The sequence below is a fragment of the Micromonospora sp. CP22 genome, assembly GCF_009712475.1.
GTDB lineage: Bacteria > Actinomycetota > Actinomycetes > Mycobacteriales > Micromonosporaceae > Micromonospora.
This window is the reverse complement of record NZ_VCJO01000026.1, coordinates 1-25,160: the sequence shown is the minus strand read 5'-3', so window position 1 is coordinate 25,160 and position 25,160 is coordinate 1. Positions and strand designations below refer to the sequence as shown.

Sequence of the window (25,160 nt, the reverse complement as noted above, 5' to 3'; positions counted from 1 at the left end):
CCGCACTCAAGGAGAGGTACCGCCGGTGACCGAGCCCGGCGCCCGGCCCGTCGGTCCCCGTGACCGGGCGGCCCGCTACACCGGGCTGGTCGGGGCGCTGCTGCTGGCGGTCGCCGGGTACCTCGGGGGAGCCCTGCCCGATTCCGCCACCACCCGGTTCTGGAACACCGACGTCGGCCCGCTGACCGTCACGGTGTGGCTGCTCGGCACAGCCGCCATGGTGGGTGCCTGGTGGGCGCTACGCGACGGCGCGCCGTCGACCCGGTGGGCGTACGTCACCGCCGGGTGGTGGGCGCTGCCGCTGCTGGTCACCGCCCCGCTGGGCAGTCGGGACGTCTACTCGTACGCCTGCCAGGGGTGGATCTACGCCGACGGTGGTGATCCGTACACCACCGGAGTGGCCGCGGCCGGTTGCCCGTGGGTCGAGGCGGTCGCACCGGTCTGGCGGGACACCCCGGCACCGTACGGGCCGTTCTTCGTGCTGCTCGCCGCGCTGGCGGTGGTGCTCGGTGGCGGGTTGGTCGGCACCGTGCTGCTGTTGCGGCTGCTGGCCCTCGCGGGCGTACTGGCGGCGGCGGCCTGCCTGCCCGGCCTGGCCCGCGCGGCCGGGGTACCACCCCGACGGGCGACCTGGCTGGTGCTGGCCTGTCCACTGGTCGGGGTACACCTGATCGCCGGGGCGCACAACGACGCGGTGATGCTCGGCCTGCTACTCCCGGCCCTGCTGCTGCTGACCCGCCGCGATGCTCCGCAAGCGGTATCACCGGTCCACCGCAACGCCCCACCGCCGCGAACCTCGCGGAGCCGGCCGTCGGTCGACTCGCGCTGGTGGCGGCCGGTCGGGTCGCTGCGGCGTTGGCGGCCTTCGGCTGGTTCGTGGCGGCGGTCGGTCGGGTCGTGGTGGCGGTTGGTTGGCTTGGGTCGGGGGCCGTCGGCTGGTTCGTGGCAGTGGTCGGTCGGGTCGTGGTGGCGGCCGTCGGTGGGGGTGCTGCTGGTGGCCGGGTTGCTGCTCGGGCTGGCGGTGTCGGTAAAGGTCACCGCCGTGGTGGTGCTACCGTTCGTGGCGCTGACCGCCGTACGGGGTCGGCCCGTGGTGCGGGCGCTGCTGCGGGACGGTGGCCTGCTGGGGGTCGGGGCGGTCGGCGGGCTGCTGGTGCCCTCGCTGCTGACCGGTCTGGGGCCCGGTTGGCTCGGCGGGCTGGGCCGCAGCGGTGACACCGTGCAGTGGACCTCGCCGCCGACCGCCGTCGGCATGGTTGTCGACTACGTCGGTGAACTGTCCGGCCGACAACCCGACGCGGTCCCGATAACCCGTGTTCTAGGCCTAGCCCTACTAGCCACCCTCCTCCCCCTCCTCTGGCACCACACCCTCCACACCCTCCAAACCCTCCCCCCACCCCCACCCGTGTTGATCAAGAAGTTTTGGTCTTCTGGACCGGCGTGTCGAGACCAAAACTTCTTGATCAACCCGGGCAAGGGCGGGGGCGGGGGCGGGGTGGGGAGTGGGGTGGGGAGTGGGGTGGGGAGTGGGGTGGGGAGTGGGGTGGTGTTGGGGGCGGTGGGGGTGGCGTTGGGGGTGACCGTGGTGCTGGCGCCGGTGTTTCACCCCTGGTACGCGACCTGGCCGCTGGCGGTGCTCGCGGTGGCGGCGACCCGGACCGTCTGGTTCGTACTGCCGTGTGCGCTGGCGTCGTTCCTCGCCCTGCCGGACGGCACCAACCTGGCCCGGCTGACCAAGGCGCCGGGCGCGATCGGGATGACCATCCTGCTGCTCACCGCAGCCGCCTGCTGCCTGCCCAACCAACGCCCCCGCCCGTCACCCCCACCCCGCTGACCACCCCACCCCGCCGATCACCCCCACCCCGCTGACCACCCCACCCCGCCGATCACCCCCACCCCGCTGCTGCCGGGTTGCGCCGGAGCCCTACCGGACTGTGGCAGTGCGGCTGCTCGACACGCCGGTACGCAAGCAGCTGCCCTGCCACAGTCACCGGTCCCACCGCGAGGACTCGGTCAGCGGCGGGCGCCGCAGGTGGGGCAGGGGTCGGCCGGGGTGGTTCTCAGCTGGCCCGCCCCGTCACGCTGCCTGCGACGGTGCAGGGCTACGGCGGCTGGCAGCACGAGCGGTCCGAGTAGCCCGACGGCGAGGGCGGCACCGACCATGGTCGGGTAGGTCGGTCGCGGAGCGCCACTGAGGCCGTCCACCGCGCCGGCCAGGATGTGCACACTGAGCAGACCGATGGGGGTCAGCAGGGCGACCGCCGCCCAGCTGCCCCGCCAGTCCCGCCGCATGGCCAGCCCGGCGGCGAGCAGCAGCGCGACCCCCAGCAACACCGCCCCGACAGCTGGCAGCAACTGTTCCGAGGTCCACCGGTACGACCCCCAGTAGAGCTTGTTGCCGGCTGTGGCGGCGAACGTCCCGCCGATCGTTGCCGCGATCGTCGGTAGGGTTCGAGCCGCCAACGGCAGGTGTGCGTCGACGGCCAGCGCCAGCACCCCGAGGGCGACCTGTGGGACCAGCACCAGCAGCGGCGGCCGGGGCAGCCCGGCGACCGGGCTCACCAGGAGAACCGCCCCGGTGACCAGCACCGCCCCGGCGACAGCCACCCGGGTGGGTCGACCCGGTGCGACGAGCACCAGGGCGACCGCCACCAGCCACGTCAGCCACGCGACGATGCCGGTCGAGGTGAACGGGCCGAACACCGGCAGGCCCGCCTCGGCGGGTGGTGGGTTCTGCTCGACGAGGGCCCAGAAGCCGGCCAGGAAGGCGGCGGTGGTCAGCGCGAGCAACGCTGCGAGGCGTACCCCGGGGATCAGGTCGGTGGCACCGGCGGCCCGCAGCCGCTGGCGGAGGCCCCCGCGCACGAGGTCGGCGGCGTCCGCGGGCGACGGCCAGCGCCGTCGCGGGTCCGCCAGGTCGAGGTACGTCCCGACGATCTCGTCGCCCCGGTCGTGGCGGTAGTCCGCCGGGTACGCCCGCAGCAGGTGCCGGTATCGACGCTCCAGGGCGCTCATGCCAGACCTCCGGCGGTACGCAGGACGAGCGGTCGTGCCGAGCGGGCGCGTAGCCGTGCGGTGGCGGCCTCGACGTTGCGGCGCAGCCGTTCGGTCTCGGCGGCGAGCGTGGCGTCTCCGGAGGGGGAGAGGCGGTAGTAGCGGCGCAGCCGCCCGTCGACGGTCTCCTCCCGGTCGAGTTCGACCAGACCGGCGTCGGTGAGCCGGTCCAGCGCGCCGTAGAGGGTGCCGGGGCGTAGCGACAGCCGCCCGTCGGAGAGGGCCGCGACCTCGCCAATGATCGCGTAGCCGTGCATGGGCTCGCGGGCGAGCGCGGTCAGGATGAGGAAGGTGGGTTCGCGCAGCGGTGTATCCACGCGCTGAATATATCGGACGCGAAGCTATTGGGTGGCCCGTCAATGCGTTCGGGCCGACCCCGCGAACGCGGAGCCGGCCCGAACGATGCTGAGTGGAATCAGCAGTCGAAGTACATCGCGAACTCGTGCGGGGTCGGGCGCAGACGCACCGGGTCGACCTCGTTGGCCCGCTTCCAGTCGATCCAGGTGGAGATCAGGTCGGGGGTGAAGACGCCACCGTCGAGCAGGTAGTCGTGGTCGGCTTCGAGGGAGTCCAGCACGGCCGGCAGGGAGCCCGGCACCTGCTTGACGTTGCCCCACTCCTCCGGCGGGAGGTCGTAGAGGTCCTTGTCGATCGGCGCCGGGGGTTCGATCTTGCTCTTGATGCCGTCCAGACCGGCCATCAGCATCGCCGAGAAGGCGAGGTAGACGTTGGCCGACGGGTCCGGCACCCGGAACTCGACCCGCTTGGCCTTCGGGTTGCTGCCGGTGACCGGGATACGGGTGCAGGCGGAACGGTTGCGCTGCGAGTAGACCAGGTTGACCGGGGCCTCGAAGCCGGGCACCAGGCGGCGGTACGAGTTGACCGTCGGGTTGGTGAACGCCAGCAGCGACGGGGCGTGGTGCAGCAGACCACCGATGTACCAACGGGCCATGTCCGAGAGGCCGGCGTAGCCGGTCTCGTCGTAGAACAGCGGCTCGCCGCCGAGCCAGAGGCTCTGGTGGGTGTGCATGCCGGACCCGTTGTCGCCGAAGAGCGGCTTCGGCATGAACGTGGCGGTCTTACCGGCGGCCCAGGCGGTGTTCTTCACGATGTACTTGAAGAGCTGGAGCTGGTCACCGGCGTGCAGCAGGGTGGAGAACTTGTAGTTGATCTCCGCCTGACCGGCGGTGCCGACCTCGTGGTGCGAACGCTCCACGGTGAAGCCGGTGTCGATCAGCCTGCGGACGATCTGGTCCCGCAGGTCGGCGTAGTGGTCGACCGGCGGCACCGGGAAGTAGCCACCCTTGTACGCGGTCTTGTAGCCGCGGTTGCCGCCCTCCTCCTCACGACCGGTGTTCCAGGCGCCCTCGATCGAGTCGATGTAGTAGTACGCCTGGTGGGCGGAGGTCTCGTGGCGGATGGAGTCGAAGATGTAGAACTCCGCCTCGGGGCCGAAGTAGGCGGTGTCGGCGATGCCGCTGGCAGCCAGGTAAGCCTCGGCCTTCTTCGCCACGTTCCGCGGGTCACGCGAGTACGGCTCCCGGGTGAACGGGTCGTGGATGAAGAAGTTCAGCGCGAGGGTCTTCTGCGCGCGGAACGGGTCGATGAAAGCGGTGGCAACGTCCGGGAGCAGGAGCATGTCCGACTCGTGGATCGCCTGGAAGCCGCGGATCGACGACCCGTCGAAAGCGAGACCGTCGGTGAAGAAGTCGTCGTCGACGGACTCCACCGGCAGGTTGAAGTGCTGCATGACGCCGGGCAGGTCACAAAACCGAACGTCGACGAACTTCACGTCCTCGTTCTTGAGGTAACGCAGGAGTTCCTCGGGATTGGCGAACACTCGTCCTCCTGGCACGTCCACGGATAGCTAAGCTTTTGGCGACGCTATGGCCGTGCCGTTGCCCGGCCATGTCTCCAGTGTTTCTGCCGTGTTACGTCACTCGCGTTGGGACGCCCCGGTGCCTGGCCCGGACACCTCAACCCGAGGAAACGGGTCCGGCTGTGCCAGTGTAGTGAAGCTTGATGAGAATGGTCCTTTTTGACGCCACGCGTCTGCTCGCCTCCGGGCGTACCCCCGCTGGTCAGCCGGTCGGCGCGTGCGCACCCTCCGGTCAGGTCGGCGCACTCGCCACGGGGCTCGGTCCAGGCCGTCCGACGTCGCACTAGGCTCGTCCGGGTGACCACCCAGCCGTCTCCCTCGCCGCCGCCCGCCACGGACCCCGACTTCGCCCCGGCCGATCTCGGCCGCCGATTCGGGGCGCTGGTCGTCGACTGGATCCTCTGCCTGCTCGCGTCGGGCCTGTTCGCCAGCCCGACTCGGGACGCCTGGGCCCCCGTGCTGGTGTTGATCCTGCTGTACTGCGTCTTCCTGGGCCTGTTCGCCCAGACCCCCGGCATGTACCTGACCCGGATCCGTTGCGTCGACTGGTCCGACGGTGGGCGGATCGGCCTGCCCCGGGCGCTGCTGCGTGGGGTGCTGCTCGCCCTGGTCGTGCCCGCCTTACTGATGGACCAGCACCGACGTGGTCTGCACGACCGTCTCACCGGCTCGGTCGTCACCCCCGCACCGCGCTGACCGAGGCATCCGCCGCGCTGACCCGCGCCACCTGCCGTGCTGATCGCGACATCCGCGCTGATCCGGGAACTCCCGCGCCGCGCTGACCCGCGTCACCTGCCGTGCTGATCGCGACATCCGCGCTGACCCGCGCCGCGCTGACCCGCGCGGCGGGTGCGGGCAGCGGGTCAGCGACCGCGCATCTGGCGGAACGCCCCGCGCGGCGGGCGGAGGTTCTTGGGGATGGCGCCCTTGGGCATCTGCGGCCGGGCGGTGAGCGCCTTGAGTCGCTTGTCCAGGGCGTTGACGTCCTTGCCACTGAGGTTGCGGGGCAGCCGCATCAGCGTCATCCGCAGCTTGCGGATCGGCAGCTCGCCCTCGTTCTGCCCGATGACGTAGTCGTAGAGCGGGGCGTTGCCGATCACCTTCGCCAGCCGACGCTTCTCCTGGCCGAGCAGCCCGCGAATCCGTTGTGGGTTGCCCTCCGCCAACAGGATCACGCCAGGTCGGCCGATGACCAGGTGCACCATGTCCATCTGCGTGGTCGAGCTGACCGCCGGGGAGACCCGCCAGTCACCACGCATGTTCTCCATGATCTGCGCGGCGGCGCCCGGCTGCCCCTCGGCCGCGTTCATCATCGCCCGGTTGGAGCGAAGATTGAGCACGATCAACAGGCAGAGCAGGGTGAACAGGATGCCCAGCGGCAACCAGAGCCAGCCCCAGAACACGATCGCGACCACGGTCAGCGCGAGCGGAATCAGCACCGCACCAGTGGCCAAGGGCGCGAACCACTTGTCCTGCTTGGCGGTGAACCGGAACACCAATCCGATCTGCTTCAGCCGCTGGCCGAACGAGACCTTCTCCTGGGGCTTTGCCATGCCGTCGAGTCTAGTGGTCGCCCGCCGCACCGTTGATCCGCGCCCGACTCGACGGCCAGGCAGACACCGCACCACCCGCCGACTCCGCCGATCACGTGGTCTGCGGTCGTACCCATAGGGCACAAATGCCGCACGAAGCCCGGAGGGTTTAGCGGGTGGCCGCGGCCACGGTCTCGCGGGCGGCGAGGGCCTGCTGGTAGAGGCGACCGGCGCGGTACGACGAGCGCACCAGCGGACCGCTCATCACACCCGCGAAGCCGATCTCCTCGGCCTCCTCGCGCAGCTCGACGAACTCCTCCGGCTTGACCCAGCGTTCCACCGGGTGGTGTCGGGAGGAGGGGCGCAGGTACTGGGTGATGGTGATCAGCTCGCAGCCGGCGTCGTGCAGGTCCCGCAGCGCCTGGGAGATCTCGGCCCGCTCCTCGCCCAGCCCCAGGATCAGGTTGCTCTTGGTGACCAGACCGTCGGCGCGGGCCTGCCGGATGACGTCCAGGGACCGCTCGTAGCGGAAGGCCGGCCGGATCCGCTTGAAGATCCGGGGGACCGTCTCGACGTTGTGCGCGAGCACCTCGGGCCGGGCGCCGAAGACCTCGGCGAGCTGTTCGGGCACCGCGTTGAAGTCCGGAATCAGCAGCTCGACACCGCAACCGGGCTGGAGAGCGTGGATCTGCCGGACGGTCTCGGCGTAGAGCCAGGCGCCGCCGTCGGGCAGGTCGTCACGGGCGACACCGGTGATCGTGGCGTACCGCAGGCCCATCGAGACCACCGACTCGGCGACCCGGCGCGGCTCGTCGGCGTCGAACTCGGCCGGCTTGCCGGTGTCGATCTGGCAGAAGTCGCAGCGGCGGGTGCACTGGTCACCGCCGATGAGGAAGGTGGCTTCGCGGTCCTCCCAACACTCGTAGATGTTGGGGCAACCGGCCTCCTGGCACACCGTGTGCAGCCCCTCGCGGGCGACCAGCCCGCGCAGCTCGGTGTACTCCGGGCCCATCTTGGCCTTGACCTTGATCCATGGCGGTTTGCGCTCGATCGGCGTCTCGGCGTTGCGGGCCTCGATTCGCAGCAGTCGCCGCCCCTCGGGGGCGGGAGTCGCGGAACTCGCGGCCTGGCCGGTCGTCGGCGCGGAGTGCTCGATCGTCACAAAAACGAGCCTACGCCGGACGGTGGCTGTCGATGAACTGCGGGCGACCGCCGTCACCCCGCAAATCCTGTGACGCCGGACACCGAGGACCGGACAAACGGGTAACACAACGACGGCGAACAGCCCCCCGTGAAAGGAAGGGCACCCTTTTAACGCCTCCGGTAGAGGAAGGGCCCCTTCTTAACACCGGTGCTCAGTAGAGCCCGCCCGGCTGGCCCCGGTGAAAAGGCGACGAACGAGGCTTCCGCTGCGGCGGGAGCGAAGGTGTGGTGGCATCGCGAGGTTCCCGCTCGCCCACACCTCCCGGGGATCGCGTTGCGATTGATCGAGGAGGTAGCCATGCAACGCATCCTGTCCGACCAGCTCACCCGGCACACCGGCGGTACCGTCCGGATCGGCGGCTGGGTCCACCGCCGCCGACTGCTCAAGTCGGTGGCCTTCCTGATCGTCCGGGACGCCGCCGGCCTCGCGCAGGTCGTGGTCACCGACCCGGCGGTACGCGCCGAGATCGAGACGCTGCCCGAGGAGTCGGTGGTCGAGGTGGTGGCCACCGTGGCCACGAACCCGGCCGCGCCCGCCGGGGTCGAGCTGACCGCCCCGACCGTACGCCCACTCGGCCCGCCTGCCGCACCGCCGCCGTTCGACCTGTACCGGCCCACCCTCACCGCCAGCCTGCCCACCCAACTCGACCACGCGCCCGTGGCGCTGCGTCACCCGACCCGCTCGGCGGCGTTGCGGATCTCGGCGGCGGCGGTGGCGGGTTTCCGCGCCTCGCTGGACGCCCGGCGGTTCGTGGAGATCCACACGCCGAAGGTGGTCGCCTCGTCCACCGAGAGCGGGGCGAACGTCTTCGCCCTGGACTGGTTCGGTCGGCCCGCGTACCTGGCTCAGTCACCGCAGTTCTACAAGCAGCTCATGGTCGGGGTCTTCGAGCGGGTGTACGAGGTCGGGCCGGTGTTCCGTGCCGAACCACACGACACCGTGCGGCATCTGGCGCAGTACACCTCACTCGACGTCGAGCTCGGCTTCATATCCGACCATCGGGACGTGATGGCGATCCTGCGGGACACCCTGGCCGGGATGCTGGACGCCGTCGCGGACCGGGCCGGTGCCGCACTGGCCACCCTCGGCGTGAGACCGGCGCAGATTCCGGAAGCCCACTTCACCGAGGCGGTGCGGATCGCCGGTGTTCCCGTCGACGAACCGGACCTGGCACCCGCGCACGAACGGGCGTTGGGTGAGTGGGCGCGGCGGGAACACGGCTCGGAGTTCGTCTTCGTCACCGGGTACCCGATGGCGAAGCGACCCTTCTACACCCACCCGGACCCGGCGCGGCCGGGCTATTCCAACGGCTTCGACCTGCTGTTCCGGGGTCTGGAACTGGTCACCGGCGGGCAGCGGCTGCACCGCCACGCCGACTACCTGGCCGCCCACGGCGAGCCACTCGACCCGTACGCGGGCTACGTCGACGCCTTCCGCCACGGCATGCCCCCGCACGACCCCCTGGCACCAGGAGTTGACCAAGAGGTTTGCGTCAGCGACAGCGCGATTCCTGACGCAAACCTCTTGATCAACGCGGTGCAGACCGGGAGGTCAGGTGGCGGTGATGGTGGGGAGGTGGCGTTCGACCACGGGGAGGACGTCGGCGACGGTGACGGGGCGGCCCAGTTCGGCGGTGAGGGAGGTGACGCCTGCGTCGCGGATGCCGCACGGCACGATCCGGTCGAAGTACGCCAGGTCGCAGTCACAGTTGACGGAGAAGCCGTGCAGGGTGACGCCCCGGGCGACCCGGATGCCGATCGCCGCGACCTTGCGTTCCGGGCCCCGCTCGTCGGCCGGCACCCAGACCCCGCTGCGCCCCTCGACCCGGCCGGTGGCCAGGCCGAACTCGGCGCAGACGTCGATGAGCAACTGCTCGACCCGCCGCACGTACGCGACCACGTCGACCGGGTCGGGCAGGCGCAGGATCGGGTACCCCACCAGCTGCCCGGGACCGTGCCAGGTGATCTTGCCGCCCCGGTCCACGTCGACCACCGGGGTGCCGTCCATCGGGCGGTCCCACGGTTCGGTGCGCTTGCCGGCGGTGTAGACGCTCGGGTGCTCCAGCAACAGGACGGTGTCGCCCTGCTCGCCGGTCACCACCGCCTCGTGCAGGCGGCGCTGTTCGTCCCAGGCGGCGGTGTATTCGAGGACACCGGCGCGTACGGCCGTCAGGCCGGAAGTCGTCACGGTCACGATTTCAGCCTAGACCCGTACTCGCTGGTCACCTGGGGTGAGCCGGGTCACCGGCGGACGTGCCACACCCAGACGTCCTCGACCCGTTCCGGCTCGCCGAAGAGCAGGATCAGGGTGCGGCGGATGGCGTCCTCGTCGACCGGCCATTTGGCCCCGTGCACCTCGTCGGCGAGGACGACGGTCTCGATCCGCCAGTGCTCCAGGTCGGCCCGGACCTCCTCGCGGGTGCCCTCGGTGACGATCGGCGGCAGCCCGGTACGGGCGGCCTGGTCCAGCAGCGCGCCGAACGGGCGCGGCACCGGGCCGATGCGGCCCCGGTCGTCGGGTCCGCCGGGGCCGAGGAAGAACCCGGACGGGATGGCGAACTCGCCCTGCCGGTTCGCCAACGCGTACGCCTGCCAGCGCTGACCGTCGGGGTAGACGTCCAGGGCGAGCGGCGCGGGGGTCAGCACCCCACCCGGGGAGACGTGGTCCCGCCAGGCACCGGAGGTGATGAAGCGGGGGATCGGCTCACGTTCGCTGGTCAGCAGCGGGGTGGGGAACAGCGGTGCCAGGGCCACCGCGAAGCCGAGCGTCCAGGCCACCGCCGCCGGGCGGGACGGTGGACGTCGACGGAGCTGGTCCACCGCGTACGCCAGTAGCAGGCCGACCACCGGCGTCACCACCAGCGCGAACCGGGCGGGCAGCGCGGCGTTCACCACCGGCAGGTGGCCGAGCAGGTCGAACGGCATCGGCAGGTCGGTGCGCCGCCCGTTGACGGTGGCCACCGGCCCGAAGGAGAGCGCGGCGAAGACCACCGCGACGATGCCGAGGGCCCACAGGGTCGCCCGTCGACGGGCGTCACCGGTGCGCCACAGCAGTACGAAACAGCCGACGGCGAGCACCAGCAGTGGCAGCCCGAAGAAGGAGTTCTCCTCGGTGGGATTCGGCGCCAGCGAGGTGCCGAAGCCGGCCTCGCCCGCCAGCGAGCGGCGCGGGTAGGCGGCGTAGGCCGCGATGTCCTCGGAGTGGATGACGGCGTCGAAGCCGGTGCCGTGGAACCGCTGCGGCCCGGCGAAGTGCAGCCACAGCGGGTAGGACAGCAGCACGCCAGCCACCACCGCGGTCACCGCCAGCCCTTGCAGGAACTCCGGCAGTACGGCACGGGCCTCGGCGCGGTTGGCCGGGTGCAGCGCCCAGACGGCGACGAAGAGGGCGAGCGCCAGCGCGGTGAAGAAGAGGCCCTCGGCGGCGATCGAGAAGGCGACCGCGACGAGTACGCCGAGGATGGCGCCGTCGCGCACCCGGTGGCCGGGGCGGCGCAGCGCGAACAGCCGCCACACCAGCAGCGGCACCAGCCAGCCGGCGGTCCAGTTCAGGTGGGCGTTGGCGTGCGAGACCATCCCCGGGGAGAAGCCGATGAACAGTCCACCGACGGCGGCGGCGAGCGGGCTGCGGACCAGGTGTCGGGAGAGCAGCCAGTACCAGGCGACGGCGGTGGCGGCCAGGTTGAGGGTGAGGATCACCAGGAAGGTGGCCGGCGGCCCGATCAGGTACGTCAGCGGGGCGAAGACCACCGCGTACACCGTGATCGAGGTGTTGACCGCGAGGTTCACCCCGTCCGGCACGTTGATCAGATAGGTGAAGAGGGGGTTGTCCCCATGGGTGACCGCGTGCCCGCCGAAGGCCAGCAGCCACTCGAACAGTGCCTGGTCGCTGGAGTTGACGGTGATCGCCCGCCCGTTCGGGTCGATCCAGAGCCCGCTGGTCACCCAGACGGAGAGCGCCAACGCCACCAGCACGACGATCAGGTCGGTGCGGCGGTGGGCGACCCGGGAGGGCGACGGCGAAGCGGGCGCGGACGCCACGGACGGGGAGGTGGGCACCTAGCGGACGTTACCAATCGCACCGGGACACGCCGGTCAGACCCGGCACCTCCGCTTGCAAGGAAGGGCACCCTGTTAACGCCTCGTGTATTAAAAGGGACCCTTCCTAACGCTGGCGCGGTCTGGCGCGGTCTGGCGCGGCCCGTACGCCTCGACACATCTGTGCATCGACGAATGTGTGTACGGCCACCATGTCATCGGTGCGACACACCTGCGTAACGTCGCGGCAATCATTGGTGATCCAGCTCACACTATGGAGGCTCTCGTGCGCCGCACCCGTACCCGGCTCGCCGGTGCGCTGGCCGGGCTGGTCCTGGCCGCCGCCGCGCTGGTGGTCGTCGCCCCGCCCGCCCAGGCCGCGTCCCTGACCCAGGTCACCGGCTTCGGCTCCAACCCCGGCAACCTCGCCATGTACGCGTACCGGCCGGACAACCTGCCCGCCGGCGCTCCGGCCGTGGTGCTGCTGCACGGCTGCGCCCAGAACGCCAGCGGCTACTTCGCCAACTCCGGCTGGCAGAAGTACGCCGACCAGTGGCGGTTCGCGCTGATCGTGCCCGAGCAGCGCTCGGCCAACAACTCCAGCTCCTGCTTCAACTGGTTCGAGACCGGCGACACGGCCCGGGGGCAGGGTGAGGCGCTGTCCATCAAGCAGATGGTCGACCACGCACGGTCGGCGTACGGCATCGCGGCCGACCGGGTCTACGTCAGCGGCCTGTCGGCCGGTGGGGCGATGAGCGCGACGATGCTCGCGACCTACCCGGACGTCTTCGCCGGTGGCTCGATCATCGCCGGGACGCCGTACCGCTGCGCCACCAGCATGGTCAACGCCTTCTCCTGCATGAACCCCGGCGTGGACAAGACCCCGGCGCAGTGGGGCGACCTGGTCCGCAACGCCCACCCCGGCTACTCCGGCACCCGCCCGAAGGTGGCCATCTGGCACGGCACCAGCGACTACACGGTGGCGACGGCGAACGCCACCGAGTCCCGCGACCAGTGGACCAACGTGCTCGGTGTCTCGCAGATGCCCACCAGCACCCGACAGCTCCCGGCGGGCACCAGCGTGGAGGTGTACGGCGACGACGTGGTCCGCGTACACCGGGTCTCCGGGATGGGGCACGGCACCCCCGTCGACCCGGGCTCCGGCGCGGACCAGTGCGGTACCGCCGCCGCGTACTTCCTGGACACCATCTGCTCGACGTACCACGACGCGGTCTTCTTCGGCCTGGACGGAGGCATCACCCCGACCCCGACGGCGACCCCGACCCCGACGGCGACCCCGACCCCGACGGCGACCCCGACCCCGACGCCGACCCCGACCCCGACGGCGACCCCGACGACGTCGCCGACGACGTCGCCGAGCCCGACCACCTCGCCCAGCCCGACCGCCTCGCCGAGCCCGACCGGTGCCCCGGTCTGCGTCACCGCGAGCAACTACGCCCACGTCACCGCCGGGCGCGCCTACCACTCCGGCGGCTACGCCTACGCCAACGGCTCCAACCAGCGGATGGGCCTCTACAACACCTTCTACACCACCACCCTGCGCCAGACCGGCCCCAACCACTGGACCATCGGCTGCTAGCTCGTCAGTCGTGGAGGGCGGCGTGCAGGGCGGTGCGCAGGTCAGGGTGCCGGAAGGTGAACTGGGCACGGTTCAGCACGCCGGGGAGGACGCGGGTGCTGGTCAGCGCCTCCTGGGCGAAGCCGCCCAGGGCGACCTTCAGGGCCAGCGCCGGGATCGGGATGACCGCCGGACGGTTCAGCTGGCGGGCCAGCTCGCGGGTGAACTCGGCGTTGGTCACCGGAGCCGGGCCGACCACGTTGACCGGCCCCGCGAGGTCCGCCCGAGCCAACAGGAAGGTGGTGGCGTTGAGCCAGTCGGTCATCGAGATCCACGGAATCCACTGCTGGCCGCTGCCGAGCCGACCGGCGATGCCCAGCTTGAACGGCAGCAGTTGCGGCTTGAGCAGCCCGCCGTCGCGGTGCAGCGGCAGCCCGGTACGCAGCCGCACCACCCGTACCCCGGCGTCCTCGGCCGGTCGGGTGGCCGCCTCCCACACCCGGGCCACGTCGGCGAGGAACCCCTCGCCAGCCGGCGCGTCCTCCTCCACCACCCGGTCGCCGGTGTTGCCGTACCAGCCGATCGCGGAGGAGTTCAGCAGCACCTCCGGCCGGTCCGCCGCCGGCAGCCCGGCGATCGTGGTGGCCAGGGTGGTGGTGGTGTCGACCCGGCTGGACCGGATCAGCTGCCGGTACCGGTCGTTCCAGCGCTTGTCGCCGACGCCCGCGCCGGCCAGGTTGATCACCGCGTCGGCCTCGGCGACCACCGCCGGGTCCAACTGCGCCGCCGACGGCGACCATCGTCGCTCGTCGGCGGCGCGTGGTGGTCGCCGCACCAGCCGGGTCACCTGGTGCCCGTCGGCGACGAGCAGGTCGACCAGCCGGGTGCCGAGGAAGCCGGACGCGCCGGCCATGAGGATCCGCATGCCCTACATCTTCGGGTACGCGCGGCGACCTGAACGCGTCGAGTCGGTCATGCCCCCGTATCGACGCCGCCGGAACGCAGCTCCGACAGCTCCCGCTCGACCTCGGCGTAGGCGTCGGCGGGCAGCGGCCCGAGGGTGAGCACCCGGGTGTTCTCCTCGACCTGCGCCACCGTGCGGAAGCCGGGGATCGGCACCGTACGCGGGCTGCGGGCCAGCAGCCAGCCGAGCGCGCCCTGGGCGAGGGTACGGCCGTCGGCGGTGAGCGCCGCCCGGACCCGGTCGATGCGGCGCGACCACTCCGGCGCGGGCTGGCCGTCGGTGAACCAGGGCAGCCACTCGGGCGCCCGCCCCCGCACGTCGTCGTCGCCCAGCGACCTGGTGGCGGCGGTGAGCAGACCCATCGCCAGCGGCCCCCGGTTGATGCTGGCCAGGTCGTACTTGTCGCAGACCGCGAGCATGTCGGCGTTGTCCCGCAGCACGGACTGGTCGTGTTGGATGGCCGTGCAGTGCGGGGCGGCCGGGGCGAACACGCCCGCCGAGGCAGGGTGGTCGGTGCTCCACCCGTACGCCCGGATCTTGCCCTGGGCGACCATGCGCTCCAGGGTGTCGACCAGGTCGAGCGCGAGCGTCGGATCCAGATCGTTGAGGTGCAGCTGCAACAGGTCGACGTAGTCGGTGCCGAGCCGGCGCAGCGACGCCTCCAGGCTGGCCACCGCGTACTCCGGGCGGTGGTCCTCGCCGGTGGCCCGGCGGGTCGCCTCCGCCGAGGTGTGGCCGAACTTGGTGGCGATCACCACCTGGTCGCGGCGGCCGGTGAGCGCCCGGCCGAGCACCCGCTCGCTGTGCCCGGCCCCGTAGTTGCTGGCCGTGTCGAAGAAGGTCACCCCGTGCGCGATCGACGCGTGCACGGCGCGTACCGACTCCTCGTCGTCGACCTCGCCCCAGCCCAGCGGCTGTCGGTCGTCGCCCCACAACGGCCCGCCGATCGCCCAGCACCCCATGCCGATGGCGCTGACCTCGATCCCGCTGCGGCCCAGTTTCCGTGTCATCGTCATGGGCGCCAGCGTCCCCTTTAGAGCGCGCTCGAAGTCAAGCGCGCCGCCGCGACCTCCCTCCGGCCGCGCTGGCCCGCCGGCTGCGACCTCGCGGGTGGCCGCGACCTCGCGGGTGGCCGCGAACATGGGGCGACGACGCCACGTTCACGAAGTCGGACGTCGTCGCCCCAGATCTTGGAAAGTTTCCGTCATCAGCTAACGAGAACTGTCCAAGATTTCCTACGGCGGTGGGTGGATCAGAAGGCGACGGTGTGGTCGCGGGTTGCTGTCGGAGTGGTCAGGACGGCGTCGAAGGCTTGTCGTACGTCGGTCTCCAGCGCCGCGCTCTGCGTTCGGATGCTGGCCAGCGGCGATTCCGCCGCGCGTGGGTCGGTCAGCGTGATCTTCGCGGTGAATCCCGCGTCGAGCACTGCCTGTTCCACGCTGCCGGGCGCGGGAGCGGGCACGTCGACGTCCTCGACGGTGAAGCCGACCGGTGACCCGTCGGCGGGAAAGGCCATCTCGGGTACGCGATCGCCGGTGTGCGTCAACGCGACGGCACGATAGTCGCGGCCGAGACCGTGGGCCAGATAGTGGCCCATCGGAAGGGCGGTGAGCGTGCCGTCGAAGCACACCGGGGTCTTCTGGATGTGGTTGTTGTGGGCGACCACGGCCATGCGGGCGTCCGGCCCTGCCGCCGAGAGGTGCCACTGCACGGTGGCCGCCATGAAATGGTCACGGATCGAGGTGTCGCCGGGCAGGCCCTCGCCGCTGAACAGATCACTCATGGCGCGCAGCATGTACTCGGTGTGACAGGCGGCATCGAGGTGACGGCGCGCGGTGGCGTAGCGGTCCGGGTCGCTGCGGGAGAGGTAGACGGGTTGGAGAGCCCGCATCCGCAGCGACAACCGGGCGAGTCCAGCCGCGAGGGCGTCCTGCCGGGCTGGGTCCAGGGCGCTCCACTGCGGCGCCGACACCGCGGCGGAGCCGCCGCTGATCTCGTCAGCCACCGGGAACAGGCGATCCAACAACTCGGCGGCCTCGCTGTCGACGCCCCGTAGGTAGTCCGCCACCGGCTGGAGGTCGGGGCGCAGGGTCAAGGTGTTCGGTAGGTCGATGCCGACGATACCCAGGGGATGTGGCCGGCTGCGGTTGTAGCGTCGTAGCCAACTCAGTAGCTCCCCGAAGAGTCCGGCGGTCAACGGCCCGGCGAGCCGGTGCAAATCGGCGTCGTCGCCGTCGCCGGCAAGCCACGGGTTCAGGGCGTCGGCCTCGCTCGCGCCCAACTCGAACGCCAGGATGGTGAGGCCGCACTCCTCGACGAGATAGCGCAGGAGGCGGGCACGGGCGAGGGTGAACTCGCGGACGAAGTGGGAACCTTCGCCGACGCCGACGACCCGCGCCCCGGCGAGGAGGGTACGCAGCGGTGCCAGGTCGGTCAGGTCCGGCTCAGCCGGATCCAGGGTACGCAGGACAGCAGTTCGGTCACGCAAAGCCATGATGGGCGCTCATTTCTCTGTGAAAGGACACGACGTCGAGGACGCACGATCGATGTCGCGCGTCGAGCAGGCGAGTGCGCCGTGTCAGAGAAAGAGGCTGCCGGTGGCCATAGGCAGATCCTACCGGTCGCTAGGCGACCTCGTGGGTGGGTGTGGCGGTGGCGCGTACGGAGGTGAGGATCGCGTCGATGCGGTCCACGTCGGCGGGGGCGAACAGCGACTCCGGGCCATGTGGGGCGATCTCGGTGAACGGCGACTCGTAGAGCCTGTCGATCTTCATGGCGCCGTTCTGAGTCAGGTGACCGATGACCATGTGGATGAAGTGGATCTGGTTCCTGCTCAGCGTCCGTCCGTCGAGGAACTCGTTGAACGCCTCGGTGGCGGCCTCGCGGTCCAGGCCGACCAGCGACCGGATGAACAGCCCAAGTCCGTCAGCCGACCGTCGGGCGCGTTCGAGGTCGTCGGCGGTGCCGACACCGCTGTCGGCGAGCATCCGCTCCAGCTCGGCGAGGTCGGTGGGGGAGAGCTGCCGATTGCGGAGCACCTTCTGCAACGCCACGTGATCCTCGTGCTGACGTAGGTAGGCCCGCGTCTTGGCCCGGAACCGCTCGTGATCGGTGCCGACCCGCGCCTGCGGAATGGAGACCTCGGTCAGCTCACCGAGTTGGTCGACGAAGTCGGTGTAGACGACGGTGCGTTTGTTCCGCTCGATCAGGCGCACCAGAGAGCGGACCCGGCGGCGCACCAGCTCCAGCATCGGCAGGGTCACGTCCTGCCACCACTCGTCGCCGGCAACCTCGTCGAGCAGCTCCCGCTGTTCGCGGATGGCCGGGATGCTGGTCTGTTCCAGCAGCGCCGAGGCGATCTCCTGCACCTGCGTGCGTAGCCGCTCGTAGGCCGGTTCCACGTCGAGCTGACCGAGTTGCAGACGCAGCATCATCAGGTCGAAGCGCTTGGCGGTCTCGTCGTCGTCCTTGACCGAGGTGGGCAGCCCGGCCAGGTCGCGTCCGATCTTCTCGACCGCCTCGGGGGTGAGCCGGTGCCAGTTGGCGAAGTCGGCGTAGTACTGGACGGTCCGCCGTTTGGACCGGACGACGAAATTGTCCAGATGCATGCCGCTGACTCGCTCGTGCAGGTGGTGGGCGATGTCCCAGCGCAGGCCGGACTCGCTGCGGGTACCGTCCACTGCGGGCTCGCCACCCCGCGGCAGGCGCTGGTCGAGCCGGTAGAGCAGTTCGACCCGCGCCTTGAACAGGCGAGCGGTGAGGGGCTCGCCGAGCGAACCCTCGCTGACCGGCACGTCCTGACTGAAGTACGCGAAGTTCGCGCAGCAGTCGAAGACGAAGAAGTTCTCCTTGTCCTGGCCGGGACCGAACAGGTCCGGGCACAGCCGGGTGCCCCGGCCGATCATCTGCCAGAACTTCGACTTGGACCGGACGACCTTGAAGAAGACCAGGTTGACGACCTCCGGCACGTCGATGCCGGTGTCGAGCATGTCCACCGAGATGGCGATGTGCGGGGCCTTGTCCTTGACCGAGAAGTCGTCGATCAGGCCCTGCGCCCGCTCGACCTGATGGGTGATGACCTGCGCGAAGTGGCCCGCGAGGTGCGGGTAGTTGGCGTCGAACCGTTCGCGGATGAACCTCGCGTGGTCGTTGTTCTTGGCGAAGATGATCGTCTTGCCGAGCCGGTCGCCACCGGCGACCGTGTGCCCGTGCGTCATCAGGGTCTTCAGCACCTTGTCGACGGTGTCGGTGTTGAACAGCCACTTGTTGACCGCATCGGGGTCGACGCCGTCCGGCGGACCGTCCTCGCCCCAGTCGAGGGCGTCCCAGCGTTCCTTCTCCGCCTCGCTGAGGTCGTCGTAGCGGATGCCCTCCTGCGGGAATTTCAGCGGCACCGCCACCGCCCGAGGCGGCACCAGGTAGCCCTCCTCGACCGCCTCGTCCAGGTCGTAGTGGTCGGTGGGCACGCCGTCTTCCAGGTTGAACAGGCTGTAGGTGTTGCGGTCGATCTCGTTGCGCGGGGTGGCGGTGAGCCCGAGCAGCAACGAGTCGAACCAGGCGAAGATCGCCCGGTACTTCTGGTAGACCGAGCGGTGCGCCTCGTCGATGATCACCAGGTCGAAATGCCCGGGGCCGAAGCGCCGTACGCCACTCACGGTCCCGTTGGTCAGGCCCATCATGGTCGGGTACGTGGAGACGTACACCCGGCCGTCGGTGTCCTTCTCGGTGACCAGGTTGACCGTGGCCACCTCCGGCAGGTGCGCCTTGAACGCGTTGACCGCCTGGTTGACCAGCGCGTTGCGGTCGGCGAGGAAGAGCACCCGCTTGACCCAATTTGCCCGCATGAGCTGGTCGACCAGGGCGATGACGGTGCGCGTCTTGCCCGCGCCGGTCGCCATCACCAACAGCGCCTGGCGCTGCCGGTGCACCTCGAAGGCTTCACCGACCGCCCGGATCGCCCGCTTCTGGTAGTGCCGCTCGACGATCCGCCCGTTGATGTCCAGCTCGGCCAGCGGTCGGCGGCTCTCCCGTCGCTGCACCAGCAGTTGTAGCTCCGCCTTGGTGTAGAAGCCCTGCACCGGTCGGGGCGGGTAGGCGGTGTCGTCCCACAGCCAGTGGTCGTATCCGTTGCTGTAGAAGATGACCGGGCGCTGTCCGTACGCCTGTTCCAGGCAGTCGGCGTAGAGCTTGGCCTGGTACTGGCCGGCGGTGGCGTGCCGGCGGGCGCGCTTGGCCTCGACCACGGCGAGCGGCTTGCCGTCGTCGCCCCACAGCACGTAGTCGACCGCGCCCGCGCCACTGCCGCCGGGCATTCCGGTGACCGGGAACTCCCGGTCGCGCTCCTGGTCGAGTGGCCAGCCTGCTTCCTTGAGGAGTACGTCGATGAAGAGGTCCCGGGTCTGCGCCTCGTTGTAGTCGTGGTCGTCCGGGCGGGTCTCGTTGGCGGCCTTGGCGGCGGAGATCTGGGCGCGTAGCTTCGCCAACTCGGCGTCCAGGTTGGCGTTCTTCTCCCGTTCGGCGGCGAGCGCGTCGTCCTGCGCGGCGAGCTTGTCGGCCAGCGCCTTGATCTCGGCCTGGCTGGTTCGCTGCGGTCGCCCGTGCGTCGGCCGGGGGAGAAGCGTTTCGTCGAAGGCGAGGGTGCTCGGCGGGACCTGCGACTGGTCGCGGGTGTAGCGCCGGGCCACCCAGTACATGACATGGAACAGTTCCCGCACGACAGGAATGGAGTCGGTGGACTTGACCGGCGCGGTCTTGTGCACCGCCCAATTGCCCTGCTTGCGGATGATGTCCATCTTGGTATTGAGCACCGGGCCGACGAGATGCCGCAGCGTCGGCTCGTGGATCATGCCGTTGAGATCTTTCTTGTACGGCTGGTTGAGCGTGCTGTCGACCTCGAACAGCCAGGTGAGCGTGTGTTCCAGCGTCCGTCGGGCATAAAAGCAGGCGGTACGCGGATCGAGCACCGTATTCCGCTCGGCCTTGAACGCCTCTCGGAACAGATCCGGCCACTCGGCCCGCAGAAAGTGAAAATTGCTCATTTCCGGCGCCACCCCACGGTCGACAGCGGCCTACGATCATTCCACATCACCTCTTCAACGACACACGAGAAAGCCCCGCCCACCGATCGGCGAGCGGGGCAAGCGGGTTTAGATCAGACGTCTTGCAGTTCCTGGAGGTTCCGGTCTGTCGCCACGTACTGTGGCCAGTTGCCGGTGTGGCACTCGGCGGCATGAAGCGCGGTGCGAATGTCGACAAGCAGGGTGTTGACCGCTTCCTCGAAGGTGGCAGCCTCGAGGGTGGTGGCGAACTCGGCGGTGCGACGGGCGAGGCTTGCGGCTATCTGCACCTCGCGGTCAAGGTCATCGAGTTGCTGCTGTACCGCGTCGAGGAACTCTTCGAACTGCTCGTCGGTGCCGTGCGGGTTGCTCTCGAACGTCATCTGGATAGCGATCCGATGCTGTCGCACGATCAGTCGTCCTTCCAGCACGTGACCCGCTTGAGTTGGCCGGTCAGATCTCGTAGGTAGTTGGGGTTCGAGGGTGTGCATTTAACGGTCTTGAGGTGTTTATCAGGGCAGGGGCACAACATCTTGAAGTACCTGTCACCGCCGCCGGTAACCCTCCATCCTTGTCGCTCGGCTTGCCGGAGAAGATCCTCAAGCTCCTTAATCCTGTGCCTGGGGCGTGACACTCGGTAGCGAACATGAGCGCAGCGGAGCTCGACGAGTTCGTCGCCGAGGCCGAGGATCTCGCCGCCGAGCACCTGTCGTAACGATGTCCGCCTGATCGCTGCGCTGGTAAACCTCGTCGCCTTCCTCATGTTCTGCCCGAGGTCAGGCCGATCGTGGTGGCGAGGCGGGTGAGGTCGGCTGGGGTGGGGCCGGCGCGTAGGACGGCGGTCAGCGCGGCGCGGGCGGCGGGTCGGATGCGGGTTTCGGCGGGGGCGATCTGGTCGGCGGTGACGAGGGCGCGGGCGGCGGCGCGGTGGTCGCCGATCGGCAGGTACGCGCGGCTCATGTCGATGAGGTGGGCGGCGCGGTGTTCGGCGGGGAGCCGACGCCAACCGTCGGTGCGGGTGGCCGCCTGGTGAATGGCGATGGCGAGTGCATGATCGCCGAGGATGGTGGCGGCCAGGGCTCGGGCGAGTTCCACTGTGGTCGGCCCGAACCCGTCGCTGTCGGGGCACTGCCTGGCCTGGTTGGCGAGGTCGTCGGCGGTGCTGGCGTCGCCGTGACTGGCGGCGGCGAGGGCTGCCTCGACCAGCAGGGTTCCGGCGAGAGCGGCCTGCTCCGGTGGCGCGTCGGGGCAAGCCGCCGGGTCGAGGTGGCGTAGCGCCGTCGTGGTGACGGTCAACGCCAGGCGGCCCCGACGCTGGGCGCGTAGGGCCTGGGCGAGCGGGATCACGGCCGTGCCGGTTTGCCGTGGGTCGCCGCTGGCGGTGGTCATGGCCCGGTCGGCGGCGAGCCACGCCAGGTCGGCCTCGCCGAGCTTGACCATCAGGTGGGCGGCGAGCCGGTACGCCCCGACCAGCAGGTCGACGGCGGCGGCGTGGCGGGCGGCGGTGAGCAGGTCCGGCAGCATCCGCAACACCTGCGGATGCTGGGCGTGCCGATAGGCGGTGTACGCGTAGTCGAGCTGCCGGTCCAGGTCGGTGACGCGGTCAGCGGGGGTGTCGTAGCGGACCAGGGCTTCGCGTACCCGCTCCACAGCGGCGGCGATCTCGGTGACGGTCGCCTGCCGGGTCCGACCGCCCACCAAGAGGTCAGGGGCCACCCCGAGCACCCCGGAGATCGTGTGGATCACGGACAGCCGGTCGAGGTTGCGTACCCCGCGTTCGACCTTGTCGACCCAGCTCTTCGACTTGCCGATCCGGTCGGCGAAGACCTGCTGGCTCATTCCCCGGCGGACCCGTAGCTGCGCGACCCGCCGTCCGATCGGCACCTCACGACGCTCGTGTCGGCCGGGGGCGGTCACCGCCGGACCCCCGGCGGCCCGGAGTGGGTCGACGCGCCGCAGCGCGGACACCACCGCGACTTCACCCGGAACGCGAACAACCCCGCCAGAAACCCCAGCAGTACGGCACCGAGCAGCATCACGCTCACCACCGGCCCCCGTTCGCACGGAACCGCTGCCCCGGCGTCAGCGTCCCGGCGCGACCAGGTTGGACGGTCGGGATCGGCCGGGTGGGCGCGAACAGGGCGGCTGGCAGATTCGTACCCCGGACACGCTGGGGCACCGGGGCAGGGGCGGGCTTGCGACGCCAGAACCGAAGACGCACGGCGGGGACCTCCTTCGCAGTCTGGGGAGGGGCCGCCCCGGTTGCTCGCCCAGGGGCGGCCCCGACAGCACGACCGGCAGCTTGGGGGCCGCCACCGACTCGCGCCGTCTGTTCCACTCTGCTCAGTAACCGCATAGTGTCGGAAGGTGTTCGGCCGCGTTGGAGACGCTCTGACGTCCTCTGTTTTCCCTGCTGGGGAGCTATGGGGATACGAGGGTCCGTGTTGGGGGAGGTTTGAGGAGATGGGCATGACGGGGGCCGAAATCTTGCTGGACGAGCTTCGTCAGGCACGCACCTCGCACGGGCTGAGTCAAGATGACTTCGGCAAGCTCATCAGCTATTCGGGTACGCACGTCAGCGCCGTGGAGACCGGCACGCGCCCGCCAACGGGCGACTACGTCGCGGCTATCGACCGCGCCCTGAAGACCGGCGGCTTGTTTGCCCGCCTGCTTGAACGGCTCTCAGAACTCGACGTCGCACCACTCTGGCTGCGGGAGTGGATTACCTTGGAGCAGCAGGCGCGGGCAATGCGTTGGTATGGGATGGCGTGGGTGCCGGGCCTGCTCCAGACCGAGGAGTACGCCCGCGCTGTCTTCGACACCGATGGGCGGCTCACTGCCGAGGAGGTGGAGACGCGAGTAGCGGCGCGTCTTACCCGGCAACAGATCCTTGCCAGCGACGATCCACCACAGCTCGTCGCGGTCGTGGATGATGCGGTTCTTCGTCGGCCGGTCGGCGGCGCAGCCGTGATGCGGGAACAACTCTTTCATCTGGCGCGGCTCAACCAGGACAGTCGGCGGGTGAGAATCCATGTCGTGCCGCAGGGAGTCGGCGCGTACGCTGGCCTCGACGGGCCGTTCATCATCGCGACCCTGCCGGGCCAGGTCGACGTGGGCTACCTCGACAACAGGCTTCAAGGGCAGGTGATAGAGAGGATCGTCGATCTTGCGGCGCTGCGAGAGCAGTGGGAAGCCACACTCGCCGAGGCGCTGACCTTGCACCAATCCACCGAGTTGATGTTGGAAGTGGCAAAGTCATGGATCTGACGGGCGCACATTGGCACAAGAGCACTCGCAGCGGCACGAACCAGGGGGCCTGCGTGGAGGTCGCCGACAACCTCGCGGCAGCGGTCTACGTACGCGACACGAAAGACCACGGCACCGGGCCGGTTCTGGCATTCTCCCGGAAGTCTTGGCGCGAGTTCGTCGCGTGCGTCAGCAAACAAGGCTGAGAGCCCTTGAGCACACGACGGCGTCCGCCCCGATACCGGGGCGGACGCTTCTTTACGTCAGGGTTGCGCACACTGATCGCAGCGCTCGGGTATCTAACTGCATAGCCCACCCTGAAAAGCGCGATCCTGCAACGACGCGAACAGTTCGTCCAACTCGGCGAGGCTCTTGCTGTGGGCGGCCTTCAGAGCGCCGATCGATGTAGCCCTGTCTCTGAACTCAAGCTGCTCGGCGAGTGGGGGTGCCGGTATGGGGATGTTCTTCACGTCGGCCAGGTTGATCCCTTGGACAGCTGCCCCTTTCGTTCGTCTCGCCATCCAGTTCTGCAGTGCCGGCGTGCGGATGCACTCCATAACGTAATAGGCGGAGCGGAGGTCGACCGCGAGCCTCGCGGAATCCTGGGTTATGTTAGCTCCGTTCAAAGATTCCGGAACGACCGCTAACCTGCCAACATGACCGCGAATAGACATCAATAGATCGCCGCCGCGCAGTAGCGACCGTCGGTACTGATCGGAGATCGTCTGAGTTGTCCGCCGAATATTCGTCGGGTCAATCCGGCCGTTCTTCATGTCGACAACGCGAACATATTTTGGCCCGTCCGATGTTCCTTCCCCGGGCTTCAAGATGCCGTACGTGATGGGCCTTCCCGGGTCTATCCATTCGATCAGTGGACGGACTTCAAAGTTTTTTGGGTTCTCTACAGGGTCACCGAACATGTCGCGAAAGATGGACTGGGTGAGATCGTCGAGGTGGGCGAGGGATTCGCGGCGCTTGGCGCGCAGATCGTCTGCCCGATCCAGAACCTCCGCAATCCTTCGCTGTTCGGGTAATGGCGGAACCGGTACCTCAACCCGCGAAACAACGGCCTTAGAGATCTCTTTAAAAGTTGCCCCATTTCCTAGGGATTCCAGGTAGGCGCTGTTCGTCTTCAGCCACCAGTAGAGGTACTTCGGTTCCAGAATGGCTGCGTCGGGGACAAGGCTCTTGAAGCCCTGGTTTGTAGCCATCGGAACAGTATTGATAGCCACATGTCCGATGGGTGCGCGGGAGCTAAGTAGAACCGAACCGGGCGGAAGTACGGATGCTGCGCAACTCTTCAGTCCCGCCTCGGTGATCTTTCGGGGCGTATCGTGGATGAAGGCGGCGCCGTGAAGATCGCTCAGGTCCTTCGGGGTTGCCCAACTAATGTTCCCGTCCCAATACTCGCCCACGCCGGTTTTTGGGGTGGCGCCCGATACAATCTCGCAGCAATCACTGAGGCGGATCTTTTGCCACTTGTTCATCCCAGCAGCGCCTTTAGGTCGGACATGCCCCGCTGGATTTCGGATTCTAGTACGGCAGCCGCCATTGGCGGTCTGACCTGGCAGGATGCGGTGGTGGGGCGTGCGAAGTGGACGCAGCCGCC

General features: G+C 69.4%; 20 protein-coding genes and 1 pseudogene. 6 read left to right on the top strand and 15 right to left on the bottom strand.

Features of this window, described 5'->3' with window-relative positions; translation table 11 throughout:
* Window positions 1–25: 25 nt before the first annotated feature.
* Window positions 26–1,834 carry a polyprenol phosphomannose-dependent alpha 1,6 mannosyltransferase MptB gene (gene mptB / locus FF096_RS26890; protein ID WP_309223868.1) on the top strand — a complete coding sequence of 603 codons (1,809 nt, stop codon included), beginning with the start codon at window positions 26–28 and terminating at the stop codon, window positions 1,832–1,834.
* Between the two features lie 179 nt (window positions 1,835–2,013).
* On the opposite strand, the gene FF096_RS24420 is transcribed toward mptB, so the two are convergent.
* The 3 genes from FF096_RS24420 to glnA all read right to left on the bottom strand — a co-directional run bounded on the left by FF096_RS24420 (window position 2,014) and on the right by glnA (window position 4,894).
* Window positions 2,014–3,015 carry a hypothetical protein gene (locus FF096_RS24420; RefSeq protein WP_155221907.1) on the bottom strand — a complete coding sequence of 334 codons (1,002 nt, stop codon included), beginning with the start codon at window positions 3,013–3,015 and terminating at the stop codon, window positions 2,014–2,016.
* On the bottom strand, window positions 3,012–3,371 hold the full coding sequence (locus tag FF096_RS24415; protein WP_309223867.1) for a PadR family transcriptional regulator: 360 nt from the start codon (window positions 3,369–3,371) through the stop codon (window positions 3,012–3,014). The genes FF096_RS24420 and FF096_RS24415 overlap by 4 nt, the downstream gene beginning before the upstream one ends.
* A 98-nt stretch (window positions 3,372–3,469) precedes the next feature.
* Entirely contained in the window at window positions 3,470–4,894 is a 1,425-nt protein-coding gene (glnA, locus tag FF096_RS24410) for a type I glutamate--ammonia ligase (protein ID WP_309223866.1), read from the bottom strand.
* 336 nt (window positions 4,895–5,230) lie between these two features.
* Between glnA and FF096_RS26885 the strand changes: the two genes are divergently transcribed.
* Entirely contained in the window at window positions 5,231–5,629 is a 399-nt protein-coding gene (locus tag FF096_RS26885) for an RDD family protein (protein WP_309223865.1), read from the top strand.
* Between the two features lie 167 nt (window positions 5,630–5,796).
* Here the strand turns inward: FF096_RS26885 and FF096_RS24400 are convergent, their stop codons facing one another.
* Together FF096_RS24400 and lipA are read right to left on the bottom strand one after the other, a co-directional pair.
* A complete protein-coding gene (locus tag FF096_RS24400; protein ID WP_155221906.1) occupies window positions 5,797–6,486 on the bottom strand; it encodes a DUF4191 domain-containing protein in 690 nt (229 codons plus the stop codon).
* Window positions 6,487–6,634: 148 nt separating this feature from the next.
* Window positions 6,635–7,684, bottom strand: coding sequence for a lipoyl synthase (gene lipA, locus FF096_RS24395; RefSeq protein ID WP_309223864.1), 1,050 nt, complete (start codon window positions 7,682–7,684; stop codon window positions 6,635–6,637).
* 282 nt (window positions 7,685–7,966) lie between these two features.
* Between lipA and aspS the strand changes: the two are divergent.
* Window positions 7,967–9,157 (top strand): annotated as a pseudogene (aspS, locus tag FF096_RS24390) (aspartate--tRNA(Asn) ligase); the annotation flags it as partial.
* A gap of 63 nt (window positions 9,158–9,220) precedes the next feature.
* Here the strand turns inward: aspS and lipB are convergent.
* On the bottom strand, window positions 9,221–9,862 hold the full coding sequence (gene lipB, locus FF096_RS24385) for a lipoyl(octanoyl) transferase LipB (protein WP_309223863.1): 642 nt from the start codon (window positions 9,860–9,862) through the stop codon (window positions 9,221–9,223).
* 47 nt (window positions 9,863–9,909) lie between these two features.
* Window positions 9,910–11,727, bottom strand: coding sequence for a DUF2079 domain-containing protein (locus FF096_RS24380; RefSeq protein ID WP_309223862.1), 1,818 nt, complete (start codon window positions 11,725–11,727; stop codon window positions 9,910–9,912).
* Between the two features lie 265 nt (window positions 11,728–11,992).
* Between FF096_RS24380 and FF096_RS24375 the strand changes: the two genes are divergently transcribed.
* Entirely contained in the window at window positions 11,993–13,306 is a 1,314-nt protein-coding gene (locus FF096_RS24375) for a PHB depolymerase family esterase (RefSeq protein ID WP_309223861.1), read from the top strand.
* Between the two features lie 4 nt (window positions 13,307–13,310).
* On the opposite strand, the gene FF096_RS24370 is transcribed toward FF096_RS24375, so the two are convergent.
* From FF096_RS24370 to FF096_RS24340, 7 genes are all read right to left on the bottom strand, one after another.
* Window positions 13,311–14,210, bottom strand: coding sequence for a TIGR01777 family oxidoreductase (locus FF096_RS24370; RefSeq protein WP_155221904.1), 900 nt, complete (start codon window positions 14,208–14,210; stop codon window positions 13,311–13,313).
* A 47-nt stretch (window positions 14,211–14,257) separates the two neighbouring features.
* Entirely contained in the window at window positions 14,258–15,265 is a 1,008-nt protein-coding gene (locus FF096_RS24365; protein ID WP_155221903.1) for an aldo/keto reductase, read from the bottom strand.
* Between the two features lie 236 nt (window positions 15,266–15,501).
* A complete protein-coding gene (locus FF096_RS24360) occupies window positions 15,502–16,743 on the bottom strand; it encodes an erythromycin esterase family protein (RefSeq protein ID WP_155221902.1) in 1,242 nt (413 codons plus the stop codon).
* A gap of 130 nt (window positions 16,744–16,873) precedes the next feature.
* Window positions 16,874–20,287 (bottom strand): DEAD/DEAH box helicase family protein, encoded by a 3,414-nt coding sequence (locus FF096_RS24355; RefSeq protein ID WP_155221901.1) that lies wholly within the window; start codon window positions 20,285–20,287, stop codon window positions 16,874–16,876.
* Window positions 20,288–20,400: 113 nt separating this feature from the next.
* Complete coding sequence (locus FF096_RS24350; RefSeq protein ID WP_155221900.1) at window positions 20,401–20,715, bottom strand: hypothetical protein; 315 nt, start codon at window positions 20,713–20,715, stop codon at window positions 20,401–20,403.
* Between the two features lie 2 nt (window positions 20,716–20,717).
* Complete coding sequence (locus FF096_RS26425) at window positions 20,718–21,011, bottom strand: hypothetical protein (protein WP_196222632.1); 294 nt, start codon at window positions 21,009–21,011, stop codon at window positions 20,718–20,720.
* 53 nt (window positions 21,012–21,064) lie between these two features.
* Window positions 21,065–22,189, bottom strand: a complete 1,125-nt coding sequence (locus tag FF096_RS24340; RefSeq protein ID WP_309223860.1) for a helix-turn-helix domain-containing protein — start codon at window positions 22,187–22,189, stop codon at window positions 21,065–21,067.
* A 579-nt stretch (window positions 22,190–22,768) separates the two neighbouring features.
* Between FF096_RS24340 and FF096_RS24335 the strand changes: the two genes are divergently transcribed.
* Complete coding sequence (locus FF096_RS24335) at window positions 22,769–23,572, top strand: helix-turn-helix transcriptional regulator (RefSeq protein WP_155221899.1); 804 nt, start codon at window positions 22,769–22,771, stop codon at window positions 23,570–23,572.
* Window positions 23,563–23,757, top strand: a complete 195-nt coding sequence (locus FF096_RS24330; protein ID WP_155221898.1) for a DUF397 domain-containing protein — start codon at window positions 23,563–23,565, stop codon at window positions 23,755–23,757. Before FF096_RS24335 ends, FF096_RS24330 begins: the two co-directional genes overlap by 10 nt.
* A 93-nt stretch (window positions 23,758–23,850) precedes the next feature.
* Here the strand turns inward: FF096_RS24330 and FF096_RS26420 are convergent.
* The coding region (locus FF096_RS26420; protein ID WP_230462920.1) for a restriction endonuclease subunit S at window positions 23,851–25,160 on the bottom strand (1,310 nt) is incomplete at its 5' end.